The 23,101-nt window shown below is 41.7% G+C and carries 20 protein-coding genes; 9 read left to right on the forward strand and 11 right to left on the reverse strand.

Annotated features, from left to right (window positions below; genetic code table 11):
* The first annotated feature begins 6 nt into the window (after positions 1-6).
* The 4 genes from WFY05_RS16785 to WFY05_RS16800 all read left to right on the forward strand — a co-directional run bounded on the left by WFY05_RS16785 (position 7) and on the right by WFY05_RS16800 (position 4,589).
* On the forward strand, positions 7-747 hold the full coding sequence (locus tag WFY05_RS16785) for a DUF6090 family protein (RefSeq protein WP_340114065.1): 741 nt from the start codon (positions 7-9) through the stop codon (positions 745-747).
* A gap of 96 nt (positions 748-843) precedes the next feature.
* On the forward strand, positions 844-1,599 hold the full coding sequence (locus WFY05_RS16790; protein WP_340114066.1) for an SDR family NAD(P)-dependent oxidoreductase: 756 nt from the start codon (positions 844-846) through the stop codon (positions 1,597-1,599).
* 10 nt (positions 1,600-1,609) lie between these two features.
* On the forward strand, positions 1,610-2,557 hold the full coding sequence (locus WFY05_RS16795; protein WP_340114067.1) for an alpha/beta fold hydrolase: 948 nt from the start codon (positions 1,610-1,612) through the stop codon (positions 2,555-2,557).
* A gap of 250 nt (positions 2,558-2,807) precedes the next feature.
* A complete protein-coding gene (locus WFY05_RS16800; protein ID WP_340114068.1) occupies positions 2,808-4,589 on the forward strand; it encodes an aminopeptidase P family N-terminal domain-containing protein in 1,782 nt (593 codons plus the stop codon).
* Positions 4,590-4,868: 279 nt separating this feature from the next.
* Here the strand turns inward: WFY05_RS16800 and WFY05_RS16805 are convergent, their stop codons facing one another.
* Complete coding sequence (locus WFY05_RS16805; protein ID WP_340114069.1) at positions 4,869-6,185, reverse strand: sodium:solute symporter family protein; 1,317 nt, start codon at positions 6,183-6,185, stop codon at positions 4,869-4,871.
* Between the two features lie 69 nt (positions 6,186-6,254).
* Here WFY05_RS16805 and WFY05_RS16810 point away from each other — a divergent pair, with 69 nt between their 5' ends.
* Positions 6,255-8,363 (forward strand): S9 family peptidase, encoded by a 2,109-nt coding sequence (locus WFY05_RS16810; RefSeq protein ID WP_340114070.1) that lies wholly within the window; start codon positions 6,255-6,257, stop codon positions 8,361-8,363.
* Positions 8,364-8,458: 95 nt separating this feature from the next.
* Here WFY05_RS16810 and ettA read toward each other — a convergent pair whose 3' ends face one another.
* The 3 genes from ettA to WFY05_RS16825 form a co-directional block, all read right to left on the reverse strand.
* Complete coding sequence (gene ettA / locus WFY05_RS16815; RefSeq protein ID WP_340114071.1) at positions 8,459-10,144, reverse strand: energy-dependent translational throttle protein EttA; 1,686 nt, start codon at positions 10,142-10,144, stop codon at positions 8,459-8,461.
* Positions 10,145-10,788: 644 nt separating this feature from the next.
* Positions 10,789-11,430, reverse strand: coding sequence for a fasciclin domain-containing protein (locus WFY05_RS16820; RefSeq protein ID WP_340114072.1), 642 nt, complete (start codon positions 11,428-11,430; stop codon positions 10,789-10,791).
* A 317-nt stretch (positions 11,431-11,747) separates the two neighbouring features.
* Positions 11,748-12,257, reverse strand: a complete 510-nt coding sequence (locus WFY05_RS16825) for a hypothetical protein (RefSeq protein ID WP_340114073.1) — start codon at positions 12,255-12,257, stop codon at positions 11,748-11,750.
* 144 nt (positions 12,258-12,401) lie between these two features.
* On the opposite strand from WFY05_RS16825, the gene ppgK reads away from it, so the two are divergent.
* The gene (gene ppgK, locus WFY05_RS16830) at positions 12,402-13,136 is read left to right on the forward strand and encodes a polyphosphate--glucose phosphotransferase (RefSeq protein ID WP_340114074.1); all 735 of its coding nucleotides are present in this window, start codon (positions 12,402-12,404) and stop codon (positions 13,134-13,136) included.
* Positions 13,137-13,271: 135 nt separating this feature from the next.
* Here the strand turns inward: ppgK and WFY05_RS16835 are convergent, their stop codons facing one another.
* Together WFY05_RS16835 and WFY05_RS16840 are read right to left on the reverse strand one after the other, a co-directional pair.
* Complete coding sequence (locus tag WFY05_RS16835) at positions 13,272-14,630, reverse strand: rhodanese-like domain-containing protein (RefSeq protein ID WP_340114075.1); 1,359 nt, start codon at positions 14,628-14,630, stop codon at positions 13,272-13,274.
* A 173-nt stretch (positions 14,631-14,803) separates the two neighbouring features.
* Positions 14,804-15,850: a carcinine hydrolase/isopenicillin-N N-acyltransferase family protein gene (locus WFY05_RS16840; RefSeq protein ID WP_340114076.1), complete on the reverse strand. Its 1,047-nt coding sequence runs from the start codon at positions 15,848-15,850 to the stop codon at positions 14,804-14,806.
* A 308-nt stretch (positions 15,851-16,158) separates the two neighbouring features.
* Between WFY05_RS16840 and WFY05_RS16845 the strand changes: the two genes are divergently transcribed.
* Genes WFY05_RS16845 through WFY05_RS16855 form a run of 3 tightly spaced genes read left to right on the forward strand, consistent with a single transcriptional unit; the run spans position 16,159 to position 19,840 of the window.
* A complete protein-coding gene (locus WFY05_RS16845) occupies positions 16,159-17,124 on the forward strand; it encodes a hypothetical protein (protein ID WP_340114077.1) in 966 nt (321 codons plus the stop codon).
* A gap of 24 nt (positions 17,125-17,148) precedes the next feature.
* Positions 17,149-18,069: a T9SS type A sorting domain-containing protein gene (locus WFY05_RS16850; protein ID WP_340114078.1), complete on the forward strand. Its 921-nt coding sequence runs from the start codon at positions 17,149-17,151 to the stop codon at positions 18,067-18,069.
* 55 nt (positions 18,070-18,124) lie between these two features.
* Complete coding sequence (locus WFY05_RS16855) at positions 18,125-19,840, forward strand: GH39 family glycosyl hydrolase (RefSeq protein WP_340114079.1); 1,716 nt, start codon at positions 18,125-18,127, stop codon at positions 19,838-19,840.
* 105 nt (positions 19,841-19,945) lie between these two features.
* On the opposite strand, the gene WFY05_RS16860 is transcribed toward WFY05_RS16855, so the two are convergent.
* From WFY05_RS16860 to WFY05_RS16880, 5 genes are all read right to left on the reverse strand, one after another.
* Positions 19,946-20,341, reverse strand: a complete 396-nt coding sequence (locus tag WFY05_RS16860; RefSeq protein ID WP_340114080.1) for an ACT domain-containing protein — start codon at positions 20,339-20,341, stop codon at positions 19,946-19,948.
* Positions 20,338-21,060 carry a DNA alkylation repair protein gene (locus tag WFY05_RS16865; protein WP_340114081.1) on the reverse strand — a complete coding sequence of 241 codons (723 nt, stop codon included), beginning with the start codon at positions 21,058-21,060 and terminating at the stop codon, positions 20,338-20,340. The genes WFY05_RS16860 and WFY05_RS16865 overlap by 4 nt, the downstream gene beginning before the upstream one ends.
* Before the next feature lie 114 nt (positions 21,061-21,174).
* Entirely contained in the window at positions 21,175-21,705 is a 531-nt protein-coding gene (locus tag WFY05_RS16870) for an REP-associated tyrosine transposase (protein WP_340114082.1), read from the reverse strand.
* Between the two features lie 101 nt (positions 21,706-21,806).
* Positions 21,807-22,196: a hypothetical protein gene (locus tag WFY05_RS16875; RefSeq protein WP_340114083.1), complete on the reverse strand. Its 390-nt coding sequence runs from the start codon at positions 22,194-22,196 to the stop codon at positions 21,807-21,809.
* A gap of 165 nt (positions 22,197-22,361) precedes the next feature.
* The gene (locus tag WFY05_RS16880; RefSeq protein ID WP_340114084.1) at positions 22,362-22,955 is read right to left on the reverse strand and encodes a hypothetical protein; all 594 of its coding nucleotides are present in this window, start codon (positions 22,953-22,955) and stop codon (positions 22,362-22,364) included.
* Positions 22,956-23,101 lie beyond the last annotated feature (146 nt).

The following is a 23,101-nucleotide window of genomic DNA, read 5'->3' on the forward strand; positions in this document are numbered from 1 at the left end:
AAACCTATGCTAACACTCTTTCGAAAAATAAGAGCAGCCTTACTTGCAGAAAGCAAAACCGGTAAATATTTAAAGTATACACTTGGAGAGATTCTTCTTGTTGTGATTGGAATTTTGATTGCGCTGAGTATCAATAACTGGAATGAGGATAGAAAAAAAGAAAACACTGTTGCCACCTACAAAAAATCTTTAATGGAAGATTTAACAAAAGAAATTGCAAAATCAAAGAAAGCCATTTCAAAGATGGAAACAGAGTTAGAAGAGTTAGGTGTCATTAGCCATAGAATATCAGCTAATTCGCTAAATATGGATTCCATCGAAAATATCTACAGGTTTGAATTCAACCAGAACATCGATCATGATAATGTTAGTATAATAACTCTTGATGCCTTAATCAGTACCGGTAATATCAATTTGCTGGAAAAAGACCTGTATAATAGTCTCATGCGTTTAAATGATGTTCAGAAGAAAACAAATCAGAATATAGAACTCAATAAAGAGTTTTTTATGATCTATTCAACAAGAATAAATGTGCCGTTTAATGATGACTGGAATGCTTTTAGTGGAGAAGCTCTTGAGCGTATATGGAAAGACATTGATAAAAAGGCATTCTTAAGGGATTTCAGTGCGGCATTGAGCTCTAAGGTATTAATAAACAAATTCATCATAGAGGCACAAAAAGAATGGTTAGATGAAACGGAACTGGTTTTTAAAAAGCTTAATGAACAGGATTTGGAGAGAAAATAACCTTTAACTAATAAACTAAGACAAGCTGGGAAATGGGCGTAAAAACCACCACGTTCAATCCTGATATTCATTTAATTTAATTAATACCAATAAACTATGAACTTAGAATTATCGAACAAAAATGCAGTTGTAACCGGAGGCAGCAAAGGCATAGGCCGAAGTATAGCCCTAAATCTTGCAAACGAAGGATGTAATGTTGCACTATGCGCAAGAGGAAAAGAGTCGCTGGAAAAAACTAAAAATGAACTCTTAAAAACGGGAGTAAAGGTTTTCACTTCAGTTTGTGATGTCGGGAATAAAAATCAACTGGATGAGTTTTTAGAAAACTCAAAAAAGACACTGGGGAGCATTGACATACTGGTTAATAATGTTTCAGCGTTACGTTTTGGCGACGAAGAACAAGATTGGGAGGCATCAATCAATCTGGATTTACTGGCAAGTGTACGGGCTACAAAAAAGGTTGTCCCCTGGATGATTGATCAGGGAGGTGGAAACATTTTATTTATCTCTTCAATTTCAGGACTCGAATCCGGATCGCCACCTTCTTATGCTGCCGTAAAAGCGGCTTTAATCAGTTATTCAAAAACATTATCAACGCAACTGGCACCCAATAACATTAGGGTAAATACCATTGCTCCCGGTTCCATTGAGTTTGAAGGTGGTTTATGGGATCAGATGAAACAAAACAATCGTGAATTTTACGATATGGCCCTGGCATCAGTTCCATCCGGGCGACTTGGAACACCTGACGAAATAGGGAAAGTAGCTGCATTTTTGGTTTCGCCATGTGCAAGTTGGATTACCGGCGCTTGTATTTCGGTTGATGGTGGACAACACAGGTTTAATCTTTAAAAAACAAATTATGAAAAGAGTATTAACGTGGATCTTCCTTTTTGCACTGCTAAGTACTGCATGTAACAACAAAAAAAGTGTGGAACTAAAAACTAAGAATATGAAAAGTCAATTAGCTCTTTCAGGAGATTTAAACATCCCTGATGCCATTTTTAACTATTCTGCTATCGGACAAGGAATTCCGTGTATCCTGTTTGCAGGGGCCGAAAACCTCGATAAGAACTTATTACCCGAAGAATTCCTGAAACACTTTAATGTGATAGGTGCAAATGCGGATCATCTGCCGGAAGAAGTAATTAATAAACTTACTATCGATGATATCCTTGATGACATAGAAAGGGCAAGGAAATACCTCGAAATAGATAAAGTTGTAGTTTTTGGGCATTCCATGTTTAGTACTTTACCGCTCGATTATGCATTGAAATACCCCGACAATGTGCGGTTTACTCTTTTAACAGGTTCTGCACCGGCATTTAATGAAAGATATTTTCAGGCTTTGGATGAATATTGGGAATCGTTTGCAACGCCGGAACGAAAAGAAATCTATCAGTCGAGGATGGACAGTTTAATGGCAACCGATATGACTTCATTAACTTTAGGAGAACAATTTATAAAACAATACCTTGCCGCTGCACCCAAATACTTTTACAATCCAACCTTCGACTGCAGCGACGCCTGGAAAGACGTGGAAGTAAATATGAACTTCGTTGATCATTACTTCGGCAAACTTTTATCAAGTAGAGATAATTCGGAAGTATATAAATCTTTAAGTGTTCCAACACTTATCATTTCCGGCAAATACGATTTTGCCTGCCCGCATATTTTGTGGGACGGTATTGCAGAAGAAATCCCGACTGCTAAATACGTCCTGTTCGAAAACGCAGGGCATAATCCAATGCTCGAAATTCCGGATGAATACACAAATACAGTACTCGGTTGGGTGGAATCATTAAAATAAATGTAGTGTTACAAATGAGAACAGTGAGGTAGAATTATTTCGCAAAAGAAGGAGTAGGCTGTTAACCAAATAGAAGCTGTAAATAAATATTAACATAGACAGAGAAATTTCAATAATTTTTAGTGATACATTCTTCTTCAGTTCAAAGGATTGATGGAACGAGTTAAAATCGATTAGGAAAATTTTGAAGTTTAGTTTCTGATATCCCAAAAAAGTGCCAGCTTTGTCTGAGAAATATTAAGGTACGTTCATGAAAGATATTATCCGAAAAAGAGTAGCCTCCCTCCGCAACGAAATCAAGAAAACAGGAATCGATGCCTGGTACATTTCAGGTACCGATCCGCATTCGAGCGAATACCTGCCCAAACGCTGGGAGACGCGTGAATTTATTGCTGGCTTTACCGGGTCTTACGGAATGGTTGCACTTACTGCTGACAAGGCTGCACTATGGACTGATACACGCTATTTTTTACAGGCCACAGAAGAATTGGAAGGTACCGGAATCGATATGATGAAACTACGTGTGACCGATGCTATCCCGCCTGAAAAATGGCTGGGAATGAATTTACCGGCCGGCAGCAAAGTGGGACTCGACGCGCAAACCGTTAGCATCAACGATTTCAGGAATCTTCATAAAGGACTACTAAAAAAAGATATAGAACTGGTAGAAACTTCCGATCTGCTGGAAGCGATTTGGGAGAACCGTCCGAAAATTCCAAACGAAAAGGCTTTTGAACTGGATTTGCAATATGCCGGTGTTAGCCGGGTTGAGAAGCAGCAAAAAATAGCAGAAGAACTGGCAGCGTTAAAAGCCGATCTGCACGTGGTTTCCATGCTCGACGAACTGGCCTGGCTTTACAACCTGCGTGGCTCCGACATTCCATATAATCCGGTTTTTACAGCTTATGCAGTGGTTGGCAAAGACGTAAATGTACTTTTTGTCGATCCTGTAAAAATCGATGAGGGCTTAAAAACAAAACTCGAAGCCGATGGTATTCAGTTAAAGCATTACAACGAGTTTTACAATTACCTGGCGGAGATAGCCGGTAAAACTGTTTTTGTTGATCCGTCGACATTGAATTATGCGGCCTATAGTGCGCTGGTAAACAATAACGAGATAGTAGAAGGTACTTCGATTGTTGCCATTCTGAAGGCACTCAAAAATGAAACGGAACTCGAAGGTTTTCGCAGTGCCATAAAAAAGGACGGAGTGGCTCTGGTTGAGTTTTTATACTGGTTAAAGGGAACCATTGGCATACAGCCGCTGACGGATTATGAAATGGGAGTGAAACTGGCTGAATTCCGCTCAAAACAGGATGGATTTAAAGGTGAAAGTTTTCCGCCGATCGTGGGCTATAAAAGTCGCGGTGCACTGGTTCACCTGCATATTGGTCCCGATGACGGGAAACCACTGGAAGCCGATGGAGTTGTACTTTTCGATTCGGGTGGCCAGTACCTGGATGGAACCACCGATATTACCCGCACGGTAGCTTTAGGTGCTGTTTCCGATCAATTTAAAACCGATTTTACTTTGACCTTGAAAGGAATGATCGGTTTGACACAGGCCAAATTCCCTTATGGCGTAAAAGGTTGCCACCTCGATATTCTGGCGCGGCAGGCACTTTGGCAAAATGGCATGAATTACGGTCATGGTACCGGACACGGTGTGGGACATTTTCTGAATGTTCACGAAGGACCAATGGCGATCCGACTTGAATACAACGAAAATCTGATGCTTCCGGGACAGGTACTTTCCAACGAACCTGCCTTTTACCGCGAAGGAGAATACGGTCTGCGTACCGAAAATATGATGGTTTGCGTGGAGCGTGAGACCACCGAATTCGGGCGTTTTCTTGGTTTTGATACGCTTACTTTATGTCCGATCGATACTTCGCTGATCAAGGTTGAGTTACTAAACGAAAAAGAAAGAACCTGGCTGAATGAATATCACCAGTGGGTGAATGAGGAATTAAAACCCTTGCTGAATGAAAAGTATCATGCGTTTCTGGATGAGTTGACAGAGGAAATTTAAGTATCGTAAGTAACAGTTTCCTCGCTATTCTGCCAGTGACAATTTTGCGGGAAGATCCTGAAACAAGTTCTCCCGAAGGGATCACTTCGTGGAGGATGACGCTCATAAGATTCATTACAGGATGCCACTAGATACGTCATGCTGAATTTATTTCAGCATCTCTGTCTTCGCCTTATACCTAAAGTATTTTGGAAGCGGAACAACTGTCATTCCAATCCCGAGCACTCGGGAGAGGAATCTATCACTTATTCCTACTCTTTAGTTTGAAACAGGCTGGATTCAATTCTTTCTTCTCCAAAACAAAAGCAAACCATTCATGAGATGGGCAAAAGCGATCAGCAGGTTGCCTAACAATTCATGGTGCAGCTGGTTGACGAGTTTGCCGGATAATGCGATTAATCCGCCAGTGATCATGGCAGCGGCCACATTTTTACGGTTCACTTTTAATTGAAGCAATCCGGCAAGTGTTGGCACTACAAACGCACCCGAAAAAAAGGTTAGTGCCAGCAGCAGCGACTGAATGATGGACGTAACAAAGAGTGCAATAACAATGCTCAAAATTCCCAATCCAACAATAAGAAAACGAGTCAACCTGAGGGCTTGTTTCTTGTCCAGATCACCGGTGATCAATTCGCTCATGATCATGGAAGAAGTTAGAAGGGTAGTATCGGCCGACGACATAACTGCTGAAAGCAGTGCCGCCAGGAAAAGTCCGTAAGCCCAGGCCGGCAACAGGTGTTCGGCAAAACTAACAATGCCTTCGCCCGATGCTTTGGAGTAAACTCCCAAATAAGTCAGACCAAATGAAACAGGAACCAGAATCGCTGCCACCAGAATAACGCTTTGTGAAGCGGTGCGCTCATCTCTGGCACAGAAAACACGCGAATAAATATCGGGACCAACAATAAAAGTCACCGAGTAGGTGATCAGCAAAATCATCAGATCTACCCATCCAAACGAGGCATTAAACAGACTGTTGATTTTAAGCGGCTCAATGTTCTGTTCGTGCTGCGGATGCGTAGTAAACATTAAAATGGCAATCATTCCTGCCAGTATCAGCAGCGATTGCAGGGCATCGGTTTTTAAAATGCTGAGTTGTCCGCCCAGCAGCGTATAAACGATAAATACTACTCCCGCTAAAAGTGCAGCTTGTTGATATCCGATGGTATTCAATCCGCTAAGTATTTTTGCCGCTGCGATGATCTGCGCTGCAACAATTCCCAGCCAGGCCAGCGGTATAATGATCGAAGCAATGATCTCAGCCCGTTTACCATAAAAACGGCCGAGTAATTCTGGTAAGGTAAAATGCCCGAATCGACGGACATATTTTGAAATGGGAACAAGTATGAAAAGTCCGAGCGCGGCACTGAACAAAAACCAGAGTGCTGCCCAACCGAGTTTCTGGCTGAGCTCGATAGTGCCCAGAACGGCAGAACCTCCCAGGATGGTGGCCAGTAAACTTCCGGAAACCTGCCACATGCCCGCTTTTTTCCCGGCCACATAATAATCGCCGGGTTGCTTTATGCGGAAGGCCGAGTAGACGCCAATTCCGACGATAAAAACAAAATAGGCTATGATAGTTAATTCAACTTGCATAATCTGTTGCTGCAAAGATCGAAATTCTTCAACAAATTCATAAATTCGTTATTCATTAAAATCCTGATCATGAAGAACACTATTTTTTTACTTGCCGTTATCTTTCTATTTTTGTCGGCCTGTTCACAAAAAGAAAAGATAATGCCGCCTGTAGCGAAGAAAATTCCCAAAGAGCTTACCATTCACGGTGATACCCGGATCGATAACTATTACTGGTTGAATCAGCGGGAAAATCCTGAAGTTATTGCCTACCTCGAAGCTGAAAATGCCTACAAGAATGAGGTGATGAAACCTACCGAAGAACTTCAGGAGAAGCTGTACAACGAGATTAAATCTAAGATCAAAGAAGAGGACGAATCAGTGCCGTACAAAAAGAATGGTTACTACTATTACACCAAAACAGAAGCCGGAAAGGAATATTACCTGCTTTGTCGTAAAAAAGGAAACCTCGATGCCGAAGAGGAGATTTTGCTGGATGTGAACCAAATGGCTGAAGGGCATGAATATTACGCCCTTGGTGGATATTCGGTAAGTAAAGACAATAAAATTTTGGCTTATGGTGTAGACACCGTGAGCCGTAGAAAATACACCATCTATTTTAAAAATCTGGAAACCGGTGAATTGTACAAAGACGCCATTCCATTAACTACCGGTGGTGCGGTTTGGGCCAACGATAACAAGACGGTGTACTACACGCTGAAGGACGATGTGACTTTACGTTCGGAGAAAATTATGAAACACACCCTTGGAACTTCAGCAGAAGACGACCAGGTGACGTTTTATGAAGACGATGAAACCTTTGATGTATTCATCTACAAAAGCAAAACCGACGAATACCTTTTCATCGGGAGCGAAAGCACATTGACTTCGGAATACCGCTACCTGGATGCCAATCATCCTGAAGGCGAATTTAAGATCATACAACCACGTATCCGCGAACTGGAATATTCGGTGGATCAGGCGGGTGATTACTTTTACATCCGTACGAACCTTGATGCGCAGAACTTCCGCCTGATGCGAACTCCACTTAATGCCACCGAAAAAGAGAATTGGGAAGAAGTGATCCCGCATCGCGATGATGTTTATTTTTCCGATTTCGATGTGTTCAAGGACTATTTGGTGCTTACCGAACGCAAAGAAGGAATCAGTAATATACGGGTGATGCCGTGGAAAGGAGAGGAGTATTTCATCGATTTTGATGAAGAAGTGTATTCGGTGCATTCGAGTGTTAACATGGACTTTGATACCGACTTTTTCCGCTTTAGTTATACTTCCATGACGACTCCGCTCTCTGTTTTCGATTTTAACCTGAAAACAAAGGAACGGACCTTGTTGAAGGAGCAGGAAGTTTTAGGCGGATACGATAAGAACAACTACGAAACCAAACGAATTTATGCCACTGCGATGGACGGAACAAAAATTCCGATGTCGATCGTTTACAAAAAGGGAATGCAGAAAGATGGAAATAATCCTGCATTGATCTACGGCTACGGTTCGTACGGCTATACCCGTGATCCCTCTTTCTCGGTGGCGCGTTTACCTTTGCTCGATCGTGGCTTTGTTTATGCGATCGCTCATATTCGTGGAAGCCAGATCTATGGCCGCCAATGGTACGAAGATGGAAAGCTGCTCAAGAAAATGAACACCTTTACCGATTTTAACGACTGTGCACAGTTCCTGATCGACGACGGTTACACCAATTCTGAAAAACTGTTTGCCATGGGCGGAAGTGCCGGCGGACTGCTGATGGGAGCCTGCATCAACCTGAAGCCCGAATTGTACAACGGTGTGATTGCTGCAGTTCCGTTTGTTGATGTGGTGACGACGATGCTTGATGAAAGCATACCGCTTACCACCAGCGAATTCGATGAATGGGGAAATCCGAAAGAGGAAAAATATTATTACTACATGAAGTCGTATTCGCCCTACGATAATGTAGTTGCCAAAGATTATCCGGCTTTACTGGTGACCACTGGTTTGCACGATTCGCAGGTACAATACTGGGAACCTGCCAAGTGGGTGGCCAAACTCCGCGATTTGAAAACCGATGACAACCTGCTGATCTTCCACATTAATATGGATTATGGACACGGAGGTGCATCCGGGCGTTTTGAGTGGATCAAGGAAACTGCGCTGGAATATGCCTTTATATTCGATCAGTTGGGGATAAAAGAATAAAGGCGATTTAAAACTATTTGGAAAGAAAAAGGATCCGATCCATTCAAAGGGATCGGATCCTTTACTTTGAACATTCAACGCTGAACTGGCGTAGCCTATGCTTTCAGCTTTTTGTATTTAAATCGTTTTGGTGCTTCACCGCCCATGCGTTTTTTGCGGTTCTCTTCGTATACCGAGAACGTGCCTTCAAAGTAGTGAACGTGACCTTCGCCCTCGAACGCCAGAATGTGAGTGGCAATGCGATCTAAGAACCAGCGGTCGTGAGAAATGACAACGGCACAACCTGCAAAATTATCAAGACCTTCTTCCAGTGCACGCAGCGTGTTTACATCGATGTCGTTCGTCGGCTCATCAAGCAGCAACAGGTTGCCTTCCGACTTTAGTGCCAACGCCAGGTGCAGACGGTTACGTTCTCCACCCGAAAGCACACCGCATTTCTTTTCCTGGTCGGCACCCGAAAAGTTAAAGCGAGAAACATAAGCACGAGCATTGGCTTGTTTGTTGCCCAGCATAATGGTTTCGGTTCCTCCCGAAATCACTTCGTAAACCGATTTATTCGGATCGATGGCTTTGTGGGTCTGATCGACATAACTGGTTTTAACGGTTTCACCGATTTCAATGCTTCCGGCGTCGGCTTCCAGCTGTTTCATGATCAGTTTGAACAAAGTGGTTTTACCCGCACCATTCGGACCGATAACACCGATAATACCTGCGGGCGGAAGTTGAAAACTGAGGCCTTCAAAAAGAATGCGGTCGCCAAACCCTTTTTTCACGCCTTCCATTACCACTACTTTATCCCCCAGTCGCGGACCATTCGGGATAAATATCTCAAGACGTTCTTCTTTTTGTTTAGCGTCTTCGTTCAGCATTTTATCATAGGCACTCAAACGGGCCTTGCTTTTGGCATGCCGCGCTTTCGGAGCCATTCGCACCCATTCCAGTTCGCGTTCAAGCGTTTTCCTGCGCTTCTGGCTGCCTTTTTCTTCCTGCTCCAGACGTTTTGCTTTTTGCTCGAGCCACGAACTGTAATTCCCTTTCCACGGGATTCCCATGCCACGGTCGAGCTCAAGGATCCAACCCGCAACATTATCAAGAAAATAACGGTCGTGGGTAATGCAGATTACCGTGCCTTTATACTGGTCAAGGTGAGCTTCCAGCCACTGGATACTTTCGGCATCGAGGTGGTTGGTAGGCTCATCGAGCAAAAGTACATCAGGTTCTTTAAGTAGAAGGCGACACAGTGCCACCCGGCGGCGTTCTCCACCCGAAAGTTCGCTGATGGGCTGATCATCGGGTGGACACTGCAAAGCATCCATGGCACGCTCCAGTTTGCTGTCGAGGTTCCAGGCATCCAGCGCATCCATTTTCTCCTGCAGTTGCGCCTGCTCATTCATCAGTTCCTCCATTTTATCCGGATTCTCATACACTTCCGGCTGACCAAACAACTGATTGATCTCCTCGTAGCGGTTCAGCACATCAACAGTTTCCTGCATGCCTTCTTTTACCACATCGATCACTGTTTTGCTTTCATCAAGCTGTGGCTCCTGTTCGAGCAGGCCAACCGAGTAGCCCGGTGCAAAAACCAGCTCGCCGTTAAAAGCTTTATCCTGTCCGGCAATAATGCGCAGCAAGGTGGATTTACCTGATCCGTTCAAACCAATAATACCGATTTTCGCGCCCAGGAAAAACGAAAGCGAAATGTCCTTGATCACTGTTTTTGATGGCGGGTAGGTTTTACTCACCTTGTACATCGAAAAAATTATCTTCTTGTCGTCGCTCATTTTTCTTGTTTTATTGTCGGTGCAAAAATACAACAGAAAGTGGAATTTAGTTTTGAAAGAAGTTAAAACTGAAAAAGTGATGAATATGAAGAAAGTAACAAGCGAAAAGTCATTTCTTGTTGCAAATGACACTGATTATATCAGGTAATTAAAACCACAAACCTGAAAAATCGTATAAAGAATAACTACAGGTACCACAGGGGCTTGTAAGTAATTTTTTCATAGAAATAACTTAATTGGGTTAAGTTATGTAGCATCCCTACTTTTGCAGGGATGCTTTCTTGTTTATAGAAGCTGTTCACAGCATAGTTTGAAACACATAATGACAGAAGTGTGATACATTCATTTTTCCATTTAGTGGAATAACAATACTTATTGAAGGCAATAAAATTTAAAAATCTTCAACACGGGAAGAGAATAATATCCAATTATGATTCCAACAATTTTTATCTAATAGCTAATTTGAATTTCTTAAATATCCCAGGATAAAATTCGTCTCAAAATTCAAATTAAATAATTGTTCGGGTTGATGTGACTATGGTATTTTTTTGTGTTGAATTAGACGGTAGTATTCAAAAGAAAAGAGGCTACCAAGATGGAAGCCTCTAAACTCTAAATCTAAGCAGGTAAAGAACCTGAACTTATTATAATTCTACCGGTAATATTACTGTATCAATAACGTGGATTATTCCGTTTGATGCTGAAATGTTAGCTCCGATAATATTTGCGCTGTTTCCAACCGCATCAATCGAAAGGTCTGGGTTCACATCAAAAGTGGCTCCTAATAAGGTTTCGATCGTACGGGTTCCGTTTTTAGGAACTACACTGTTAGCTGCACGACGTCCGTCAGTAACATGGTAAAGCAGCACATTTGCAACAGTTCCTTCACCAAGTGCTGCATCAATAGCAGTAAATGGGTCGTTAGGATCTACTCCGGTAGCGACTACCAAATCAATAAATGCCTGGTCGGTTGGTGCAAATACAGTATACTGGTCACCACCTGCAAATACATCGGTCAATCCAGCATATTCAAGAGCTGCAAGTAACAAAGTGAACTGAGGCTCACTAGCTTCTGTTGAGGCGACAACAATTTCGGCAATAGTTGCATCTCCTTTTTTAGGTGCGGCTTTACTTTTCTCAGCTGACTTCGTTTCAAGCTCTGCTTGCGTGGGTACATAATCATCACTGGCTTTATCACAACTTACTGCAAATAAAGCAACTGCAAAAATAGCTACAAGGGTTAAACTTCTCAAGTTCAAAGCCCTTTTCAAATTCAAATTTTTCATTATGTTTATATTTTAGAATTAAAGTTTCAACAAATATAACGAAAAAGACCATGAAGTGTTTATGTAAATTATATAAATATTAAACAAAAATGGTGTTTGAATATATAAAAATGCCTGTAAAGGCCTTTTAATATAGGGAATAATATGAAAGTTAAAAAAAGTTAAATGTATTATGGAGATGAACTTTATTCATACAAATACTCAATATTGAGACTGAATGTCTCCTTTTCTCTTGTCCTATTCTAAATGGATTTCTATTTCTTGATGTATTTAAAGAAAATCCGTAGTGGAAGTTATTAAAGTCAAACGGATTCCAACTATTTTCCCCTCAATTTTTTCCTTGTCATATTCAGCAGCCACCTGGAATAATTGTAAAGGTGTATTCCCCAGAATACGATCAACAACAGTCCGAGTTTGGAATGTACTTCACGAAGTACCTCTGCCAGTTTGGTGCCGTCGAATGTCCACCAGGCCAAAAGTGCAGTGAGTGCACACATCAGAAAAACAATAAGCTGTGTGAGGTTCATGCCGCTGTTATTCCCTTTCAGCTTAAAGGTGAACAGTTGTTTGAGCCAGTTAATATGCATCATCAGGTGCGTGATGATGATTGGAATAATAACAAGTGCCGTGATTTGGTGAATGGTCAACCACTGATGCCCGTTCAACCTCAAAGTTGGAAGCTTTTCATCAAATCCGCTGTGGTAACGCAACACGATGATGCCCGTGGAAAGTAGAAATAGAAAAGGCAAAAACGAAAACAGATTGAATACATAATTCCGCGTTGCTTTTGATATTTTCTTTTCGGGTTGAGCCATTTTCTTTGTCATAAAGAATTGCAATTATACATCGTTTCGGTATTTTGAGCAAAATGTTTGCGTGTTGCCCGATGAAAAAATTACTACCGAATTTTCCTTCCTATTTCGCATTTCTCATTTTTGATAGTAAATTAGAAGTACTAAAAACGATACAAAATGGAAGTACTTGGAATTGATTTTGGCGGATCGGGAATTAAAGGAGCGATAGTGGATATCAAAACCGGTGAACTGGTGACCGAACGACACCGCATTGAAACGCCGCAACCCGCAACACCGGAAGCCGTGTCGGAAATAATGGCGGAACTTATTCAACATTTCGACTGGAAAGGAAAGGTAGGTATCGGAGTGCCGGCCGTGGTAAAAAACGGCGTGGTATTGACCGCTGCCAATATCGATAAGAGCTGGATCGGACAGACCATCAACAAACAGTTGTCGGAGAAAACCGGATGCGAAGTGGAATGCATTAACGATGCCGATGCTGCCGGAATTGCCGAGATACACTTTGGTGCCGGTGCAAAAGTTAAAGGGATGGTGTTCTTGCTGACCGTTGGTACCGGGATCGGAACTGTTATTTTTATCGATAAACACCTGGTTCCCAATCTCGAACTGGGCCACCTGGAGTTTAAAAAGAAATCGATTGAATTGTATGCCGCCGACTCGGTGCGAAAACGCAAAGACCTTTCGTGGAAGGAGTGGGGTAAGCGTTTTAACAAAGCACTGGCTTATTACGAAAAAATGTTTAATCCGAACCTGTTTATCGTTGGGGGAGGAGTCAGCAAAAAGATGGAGAAATTTCAGGATCAGATCGATCTGGACACGCCTGTTGTTCCTGCCGAAATGGAAAACAATGCGGGAATTATTGGTGCGGCTTTAAACCTGGTTTATAAATAACAGTTTTGTCGTTGGAGAAAATGCAATCGACGGGTACTTTAACAATCCGACGGGAATTGTGAGGTACCAACAAAATAATGGGGGATAAAGATGCTGTCTTTATCCCTCATTAAAGTGTAAGTAAGTATCCCTGAATTATTTCTCAACGTCATAGCCGGCATCTTTCCAGGCACCATAATTACCTTCCAAACGATAGACGTTTTCAAATCCGGCATCTTCCATTAGCTGCGCTCCCGCCATTGCCGGCGAATCTGCATGGCAATACACCAGATATGATTTGGTTTTATCCATACCGGCGATCAGTTCCGATAAGGAAGTTCCTCCGGCACCTGCATTGGCATTGGTTGCACCGGGCAAATGTCCGTCGCTGAAATATGGCGATACATCGAAAATGGCTTTAAAATCACCTGCCTCAATTTTTGTTTTTGCGTCAGCGGCTGCAATATCAGCAAATGAAACATTGTCCCAGGCACCGTAATTGCCTTCCAAACGATAAACATTGGTAAAGCCGTTCTCTGCCATTAGCTGAGCACCGGCAATCGATGGCCCATCGGCGTGACAGTACACCAAATATTTAAGGTTCTTATCCAATCCGTCCAGCATCGTTCCCAATCCTTCAACGCTACCTGCATTTGTGGCAAAGGGCAGGTGTCCCTGAGCGTAATACGGTGATACATCGAATATCGCGTCATAGGGTGAAATGGATGCGTCATCAACCAATTCGCTTTTTAACTGCCCGGCCATAACATCCGTATATAATTTCTCCGTTGTTGGTGTTTCAACATCATAACCGGCATTAACCCAGGCACCAAAATTACCTTCTAACCGGTATACGTTTTCAAAACCGGCATCTTCCATTAGCTGGGCTCCGGCCATGGCCGGGCCATCGGCATGGCAATACACAAGATAGGTCTTGGAATTGTCCATCCCTGCAATCAATTCCGAAAGATCGGTTCCTCCGGCACTTGCATTGGCATTCATAGCTCCGGGTAAATGCCCTTCGCTGAAATGAGGTGAAACATCAAAAATGGCCTCAAAATCACCTGCGTCAATTTTTGCTTTTACCACAGCAGCGGCAATGTCTACAAACGAAACATCGTCCCAGGCGCCGTAGTTGCCCTGTAATCGATGTACATTCGAAAATCCGTTTTCCACCAACAACTCGGCACCGGCAATCGATGGGGCATCGGAATGACAATAAACCAAATAGCTACGGTTTTTATCCAAACCGTCCAGCATATTTTCCAAACCATCTACACCTCCGGTATTGGTGGCAAAAGGAAGATGCCCCTGGTCGTATGCAGGCGATACATCAAATATAGCTTCATAAGGTGTAATGGATGCATCATCAACTAAATCGCTTTTTAACGGGGTGGACATAACATCGGTATACGTCGTTTCGACTATTGGATCATCATCATCTTTATCGCAAGCGGATAAAAGGAATAGAGATACAGCCAACATCATCGGGATTGTTTTAAATGCATTTTTCATGATAATCTGTTTATTCTTTATTATATAACAAAGCAACACTGATATTATCACAGATTTATCACAAAAGTTTCAAATCTTTATTATTGTGAAGTGTTGGCGGAATTCAAACTATCGTGTTTCCTGATTTCATCGCACAGTTGTGGGGTCCGGTGTGATTTGTATTTAATTGTGTCTTACAATCTTCGATTTCTAAGTTGGTGGAATCCGGAAATCGTCAATGCTGTGGCTGCCAGTATGACAACAGTCCAAAGAAAAATAGCGCCCGTATAAGCTGTTGACGCTTTTTTACCCGTTCCCTCCGAAAATAGATCCTCGATCCGGATCATCGTTCGGCCTTTTGCCAGTTCTTCATCTACTTTCAGCACCACCACTTCATCGTATTGATGCCAGTGGTATAAATAGATTACGCCGTTTTTTAAGTCGAAAATATTCGAATAGAGGGTAGTATTAAAAATCCCTTTTTCATGTACCGATTCCAAGATGGATTTAAAAGCTTCAACGGTCAACTCATCCTGGCTTGTTATCTCCTGAAGTGCCTTTTCTGTTGTGTGGTATCGCTTGCAGGGATATTCCAGGGCATTATCGGTATTCGCCTTATTAAAATTGGTCGAGATTAAAAAGTTCTCACCTTTCTCTTTTCTTGTAAATGCCAATTCTCCGTTTTTATCAACACTTATTACCACAGCACCGCCGGCGGCATCGGCAAAGTTCAGCTGGTAGGCAATTTTTCCCGATTTGGGGTACCAGTTGCTTCGCCTGTACTTTTTTGCCAGTTCTATGGCTTCCTCAACAGTTGCTGCCTTTCGTAAGATCAGCACCGGAATCCACATTTCAAAATCCTCGTAAGGCGGAGCGTATGTTGGCGGAGCGTCAAGTTCTTCATGCAAATTTATCCTTGATTTAGACAAGGCATTGGCATCGAAACAAAGGCCTTTTTCGTTGATTCCACCCTGGTGCGAATAGTCTTTAAAACCCAGGTAAACACTGCTGTAATTACTATCGGTGGCCGGGTCAGTCCACAAATAGGTTTTGGGTTTGTAAAAGTCTTCGTTATTACCAAATAAAACTTTATCGCCAATTGCTGCGGAAAAGATCGTACACGAGCCCGGAACAGGGTCCCTCAGTTTATTCTGCTTTGTTCCAGTTAGAAAGAGTACCCCTGTGGCTATGGCAAACAGAGTTCCGATTATGAGGTAATGTTTATTTTTTGACAGGTTCATCGGCTTCCAAACTACGTCTTTTTTGTTTCGGACAGGTAAAAATTTCGGTAAACAGCCGATCCTACACGGGCAACGGTTTTAATTTTTACAGACAGGCCGACGAATCCCTTACCTAGCGGAATGTAATTCCCACTTTTTAATAGAGCCGCGTGAATAAATCATCTTCAACAAAAACTTTATCATTTTGATTAACAGAAGATTTCAGATGCTGCATTTTATTTATTTGCCGGACACCGACAGAACATTTTAATTCACCCTCCTGTTAATAAGATAAATGCATCCTTAACTACTAATTTAAATTCAATATTATGAAACTCATTTTTACCTTACTGGCCATTATGGTCTTTCAATTCACTTTAAACGCCACAGTCTGGCGTGTGAACAATGATGACAATACGGCTGATTTTGCCGATATTATTGACGCCCACGACGATGCCGGCGTGCAATCGGGCGATATATTAATGGTGGAAGGATCCAATACCACCTACACTTCATTTACGTGTACGAAATCGTTAACGATAATTGGCCCGGGCTATTTGCTCACAGAGAATTATGAAAGTGCTCATATCTTACCTGCAAATATCAATAGAATAATTTTCGAAGATGGATCTCAGGGATCCTCTGTTTATGGAATGTCATTTATTTCCGCCGGCGGGACACCTATAGTTTTAACAGATGAAATTACCATAGAGCGTTGTTACATTAGTGCAGGACTTCCGGTTAAAAATGCCAAAAACGTTAGAATTATCAATAACAATATGCATAGCGTCGGGGACTATTATAACGGTACCGGTCCGTTTAGCGATGTTTATATTAACAATAATATTATTCGCAACAAAATGGGCGCTTCCGCGGGAAGTCATATCGTTACATTTAATAACAATATTTTGTTAGGTGACTCATACGGATTTAACGCCGAATATTTCAGAAATAATATTGTTTGGCAAAATGATGCCTTAATAAAAGTAAACAGCGCATACATAGAAAACAACATTGCATCTAACAATATCTTAACGGGCGATAATTTAAATGTTGAGAATATTCAGGATTTGTTTGTTGGCGGTGATAGTCCGGATGCGAAATATAAACTCGCCGAAGGCTCGGAGGCTATCGGGGCTGGTTTTGGTGGAACAGATTGTGGTATTTTTGGCGGAGAAGATCCCTACATAATTTCAGGCTTGCCGCCTGTGCCGGTAATAACCGAACTGAGTGTCGATGACGCAAGCATTTCAGAAAATGGTTTGCAGGTTAAAATAACGGTTCGTTCGAACTAAGCTTGTCACATAAACTTTATAGCTATGAAACATTTATTGGCCATAACAATGCTTTGCACATTATTCGCATTTACTGTGTTGGCAAGTGAAACAGAAAGGATTGATGGTATTAACACTACAGCTCCCGAATTTGTAGACTTATTTGATTATCAACATTTGCCTGAAGGTGATACTAGCGGTAACCTGGACGAGATCCTGAACAACTCATTTAAAGTCGAAGAGAGCTCGGTGCAAAATGAAATCGGGCGAATTGAATATTTTATAAACAGCGATCCTGGCTTTGGCAACGGAATTTCGTTGGATTTTACCCTGGATAACAGCGATGCCTACGTTAGTGAAAATATAGACGTATCGCAGTTTGATGAAGGATTTAATTTCTTTTATGTACGATCACAAACTGTATCGGGCGCCTGGGGAATGACAGTTAAGCGGGCATTTTTTCTGAAGAGTGACTCAAAACCGGGTATTAAGTCACTTGAATATTATTTTACAGGCGAAGGCGGTTTTAGCAGTTCGGTTTATAATTACCAACTCGAAAACAGTGAAGAAAGTTTTGTATTTGGCCCCGACGTTTCAGAATTAAGTTTTGCCAATGATTATACCATGCATGTCTGGGCAATCGACTCTATGGACAGAAGAAGTTTTGAGGCATCGATGGATTTTACCTACCAGGATAACCAGGTTGGGATTAACGACATCGTAATCAACAGGAATTTTATCTACCCCAATCCTGCAACAGAAGTTATTAACCTGAAGCTTGATAATCAGCTTATCGAAAATTCGACACAGTTTCGTATTCTCAGTATAGATGGCAAGATTTATAAGCAGGCTAATATGAATACATTAACCGATCCTTCCTTTAATATTGCGCATTTGCCAAAAGGAAAATATTTTATTCAGTTAATGGGCGAAAGAATCTATATGAGTTCGTTTATCAAACAATAAAAGAACTGAGGTTTGATGTAAAGTTTTTATATCTTGGGATCTAAACCTGTTACTTATGCAAATGAACAAGTCTTTTTCACTGTTTATTCCCCTTTCTGCTTTTTTGTTAATCCTTGGATTCTCCTCAAAGTCCGTTGCCCAGTATTTACCTGCAGATCCGGTAAAGATCGATGTGGATTTTAGCGCTTCAGTAGGTGAAATGGATCCTGTTTGGGCATTTTGGGGACACGACGAACCGAATTACACCTACATGAAAGACGGCCAAAAGCTGCTGACGGAACTTGCTGAACTGAGTCCTGTTCCTGTTTTTATGCGCGTGCATAGTTTGCTGGTCACCGGTGAAGGAACTCACGCCTTAAAGTGGGGTTCAACCAATGCATACACCGAAGATGAAGACGGCAACCCGGTCTACGACTGGACCATCATCGACAAAATATTCGATTCCTACATCGAGCGCGGAATGAAACCAATGGCTCAGATTGGGTTTATGCCAAAAGCTTTATCCTCCAAGCCCGAGCCTTACCGCCACTACTGGAAGCCGGGTGCCAAATACGAAGAAATTTACACAGGTTGGGCTTATCCTCCAAACGATTATGAGAAATGGGCCGAGCTGGTTTATCAGTGGGTAAAGCACTCCGTCGACCGTTATGGCAGGGAAGAAGTGGAAAGCTGGTACTGGGAGGTATGGAACGAGCCCAACATCGGGTACTGGCAGGGAACGCTGGAAGAATACATTAAGTTGTATGATTACAGTTCCGATGCCGTAAAACGTGCGCTGCCTACGGCAAAAATCGGTGGTCCCGAAACAACTGGTCCTGGATGGGATCAGGCAGCAGATTACCTCAAAAAGTTTCTGGATCATGTAAGCCACGGCAAAAATTATGCGACCGGCGAAACAGGCTCTCCACTTGATTTTATCACTTTCCACGCCAAAGGAAATCCGAAAGTAGTGGATGGCATGGTGCAGATGAACATGGGAGCCCAGTTGAACGACATCAGCAAAGGTTTTGAGATCGTGGCTTCTTACCCCGAGTTCAAAGATCTGCCGATCATCATCGGAGAGTCGGATCCTGAAGGCTGCGCCGCCTGTTCCGAAGCCGATTATCCGCACAATGCCTACCGCAACGGCACCATGTATTCGAGTTATACCGCAGCTTCTTTTGCCCGGAAATACCTGCTGGCCGATCACTTCGGTGTAAACTTACTGGGCGCGGTCACGTGGGGCTTTGAGTTTGAGAATCAACCCTGGTATGCCGGCTTCAGAGATATGGCTACCAACGGAGTGGACAAACCCGTACTAAATGTTTTCAGGATGTTTGGAATGATGGAAGGCGATCGGGTTTCAGTGAGTGGAAATATGGCCTACGATTTTGAAACCGTCAGGGATGAAAGTGTACGAAAAGAAGTTCCGGATGTAAATGCGATCGCCGCTGTTGGAGAACATTCAGCCACCGTAATGATCTGGAATTACCACGACAACAACAACTTGGATGTACTGCCTGCTCAGGTGAAACTAAGCCTGGAAAATCTGCCAAAGAAAAAGTTACTGATGCAACATTACCGCGTGGATCAGGAACACAGCAATTCGTACACCTACTGGAAAAGCATAGGTTCGCCGCAGCAGCCCACCGAAGAAGAAATCGCTGCACTGGAGCAGGCCGGTCAACTTGATCTTTACACTTCACCGGAGTGGGTAACTCCCGACAGCGAAATGAAGCTTTCTGTCGAACTTCCGCGGCAAGCCGTTTCTTTATTGCGGTTTACCTGGTAGGAAAATTGTTTGGCGCCTTCTGATAACTTCGCTGGCGCGGATTTGTAATCCGTGCCATTGCTGAAAGCAATACTGTTTTACTGCAATTACAACTAACAGCGACGTTTAACCTTCTGATAGTTTTGTTAAGATTTTCATGGCCCGATCGGCGTCCTTCGTGTCAACGAAAATATGGTCGTGGAAATATCCTGCAATCACATTGCATGAGATCTGGTTTTTTGCTAATTCCGTTGAAAAGGCCGCCGTCAGACCTACCGCGTCAAGCGATGAATGGACCATCAGGGTGATCCAGGAGGCGACATAGTCATAGTGGAGGTATAGCTGGTCAGCTTTTTCTTTCTCTATCACAATCGTGGTTCCTTCCTTTTCCCTGAATTCGCAGATGGTATCTTTCCGGTCAATCCTGCTCACATCTTTTATCGTAGAAAAGACATAGTTCCCTTTGTTTAGTTTTGGATTCATTCCTTTTAAAAGCTCAGCTAAATTTGTTACTCCACTCATTTGTTTTTACTGAATTTCTTTCGGTATTCCTTATCCATTTTCTCGGTGGCGTATTGTACGATCAATCTTCCACACCGGTCTTTCCAGTTCATCAGAAAACCTTCAACCTGTACTGGGTATTTTTTCCACAAACCACGTAAGAGCGTGCCAATTCCTTTTTGAACATATTCCGAATCATCCAACATTAAAGGTTCAATGAGTTCCAACGCTTCCTCAGGGTTTAGTTCCTTTGATACTTTATCCAGCTCAACGAGGGCCACCGGAACCGCCCGGCGTTTCCATTCCGATTCAGCATCAATCCATGTTTTCAAATCCCCGAGACTGATGACTTTATCCAGCAGTAGAGCTGACAAAATCAACATACACAGCACATCGGTGGTTGCCCAGTTATTTATACCGTAATCGAACCAACGCGCAACGCGATTAAAGGTATCCTTTGAAAAATTCTGTCTGCACGACTTTAAAAAATTTATAGCAAGGTGCTTTTCATCAAACCTTCCGGTTTTCATCAATTCATCGCCAAGATCCAGGTAGCTATCGATGGTCATTTCTGCTTTCCATTGTTTCAGCCAGTCTTCTATCTGTTGCCGGAACAGCTTATCGTCAATCCCGTAACCGTCGTAACCTTCTTTGAAGTAGCGTTGGTACTTTTTTATGATCTCCGGGTCAGAGTTCGTTGCGCAAAACTCCCTGATAGTTTTAAGTTTAGTAGCTGACATGCAGGTGTAGTTTTTTGATTACTCAAATATAATTCATTCTCTTTTTCCGGCGCATCCCGATGTCTATCCTCTGCTGGCGCGGATTTGTAATCCGTGCCATTGCTGAAAGCAATATTATTTTAAAACAATTACATCTAACAGCCCATCTTCGCCGGCATAATCAATTGCACTACTGTAAACATAGTCCTCGGCCTTAAAAACCAAACCTGCTTCAACCGGATTTTGATGGATATAATCGATCTTCTGATCAATTACAGCATTGCTCCACAATTCTATTGGCTTATTATCTGCTCTCCAAAACCGGAATCCTTCCGATCTCTCAAACTGTTTAAGCAACCGTTCTTTTCTGTTTTCCTTAATATTTTCGGTAATCGCTCTTTTAATTGCTTTGTTGGTATATTTCTTATAATCTCTTAAAATATTCGGCAAAGTTGAATCTTCTTTGGCCCGAATTACCAAATGGAAATGATTGCTTAATATGCACCATGCAAATATCTCAAGGCCTTTATTTTTCTGGCAATATTTCAGGTTATCGACAAGTATATTTTTGTATTCGTTGCGAGTAAAAACGTCAACCCAACCTTCTACTGCAAATGAAACAAAATAAACACCAGTCGGATTATGAAACTTATACTTTCGGCTCATTGATATTTTTGTTACTCAATGAAAATTATTCGTTTTTATCCGATATTTCTGGTCTTTCGACCAGGGCACGGATTACAAATCCGCGCCAACATCAGGAGATACTACTCCCGGTTTTCTTTGTTATGCACCTTTTTGGCCACTTTAAAGCCAAATCCAATAAAGATCAGGATCACTCCGAAAGTCAGATAATCCCACATACCTCTGATTTGCAATGCAGACCGGGAATTGGTAGCCTGATTTAACAACGCCTGAAGAACATTGCCAAGTACAAAGCCAAATCCGGCCAGTACACACAACTTGTTTAGTATGCTTAACAGATCCGTGATTTGCGGATCGCGGCTAAAATTCTCCGTTTTTAAGAATTTATCCCTGAAAAAATTGACCAGCATAATAAATGCGTAAATCAAAATAATGGCCATTACGATTTTGATAAAGATTCCGGTGTAGCCGCCTAAAAGGTCGGCACTTAAATTAAATGATTGTTTTTCCATGTGTTAGTTTGTTCGTTTTTAATATTAAATAATTTTATTCTCTATAACGGTTTGTGTAAATTTTTGTGGCGGATTCGGAATACTTTTCTTGTCAGCGTGCACCAAAAAATGATTTGGAAAACCTAACTCGCTCCAAGATTTCAGCGCCATAAAATTTAATCGTTGTTAGCTGCTGGTTTTATTCTTTATTTTTAGTTTCAATGCAAAGATCAATGTAAAAACATATGGAATCACGTTTGTTAATCCAACTAATAGTTGAGTTTTTAAAATGTTTTCACGTTGAACGTAAAAAGGAATCGGAGTTGCAAGGATATAAATAAGAATTATGCTTATTGCATACATTTGAATATAAGTTATTCCTGGTAATTTTTTTATTTTACTCTTGAATAGAAAAATAATCAAGAAAATTGTAGCAATAATCCAAATTGCACTCGCGATTAAAAAGATTGTCTTTATTATTGTTGATTCAAACATATTCTTAAAGAGGGTGCTTTTAAGAAAAACTTCCATAGTAAAAATAAGAAAAATGGAAATCTGCAAAACTTTTAACCTATAGTGTTTAAAATAACCATGGAATACAAACATTAAATATCCAAACGGGATTAAATAAATCACATTTCGAATCAACTGTTCACTCCTATCAATCGTTGTAGGAGTATCAAATAGAAATAATAATCTTGTAATTAAGACATGTAAAATTATTAAAGAAGAACAGAAAATGATACTATTTCTTGTTGTCTTGTTTATTGTGTATTCCATTTTTCTAATTATTTAAATTTTATTAGTGAAATTTCTTTTTCAAACTTGCAGCTAACGTACGTGTATATATACTACGTTTATTTCGCCATTAGCGAAGCGTTTTATTTTTACTCAACTAATTCATATTCAGCATAAATCCGTTTGTA

Source organism: Maribellus mangrovi (genome assembly GCF_037646455.1).
In the GTDB taxonomy this organism is placed as follows: domain Bacteria; phylum Bacteroidota; class Bacteroidia; order Bacteroidales; family Prolixibacteraceae; genus Draconibacterium; species Draconibacterium mangrovi_A.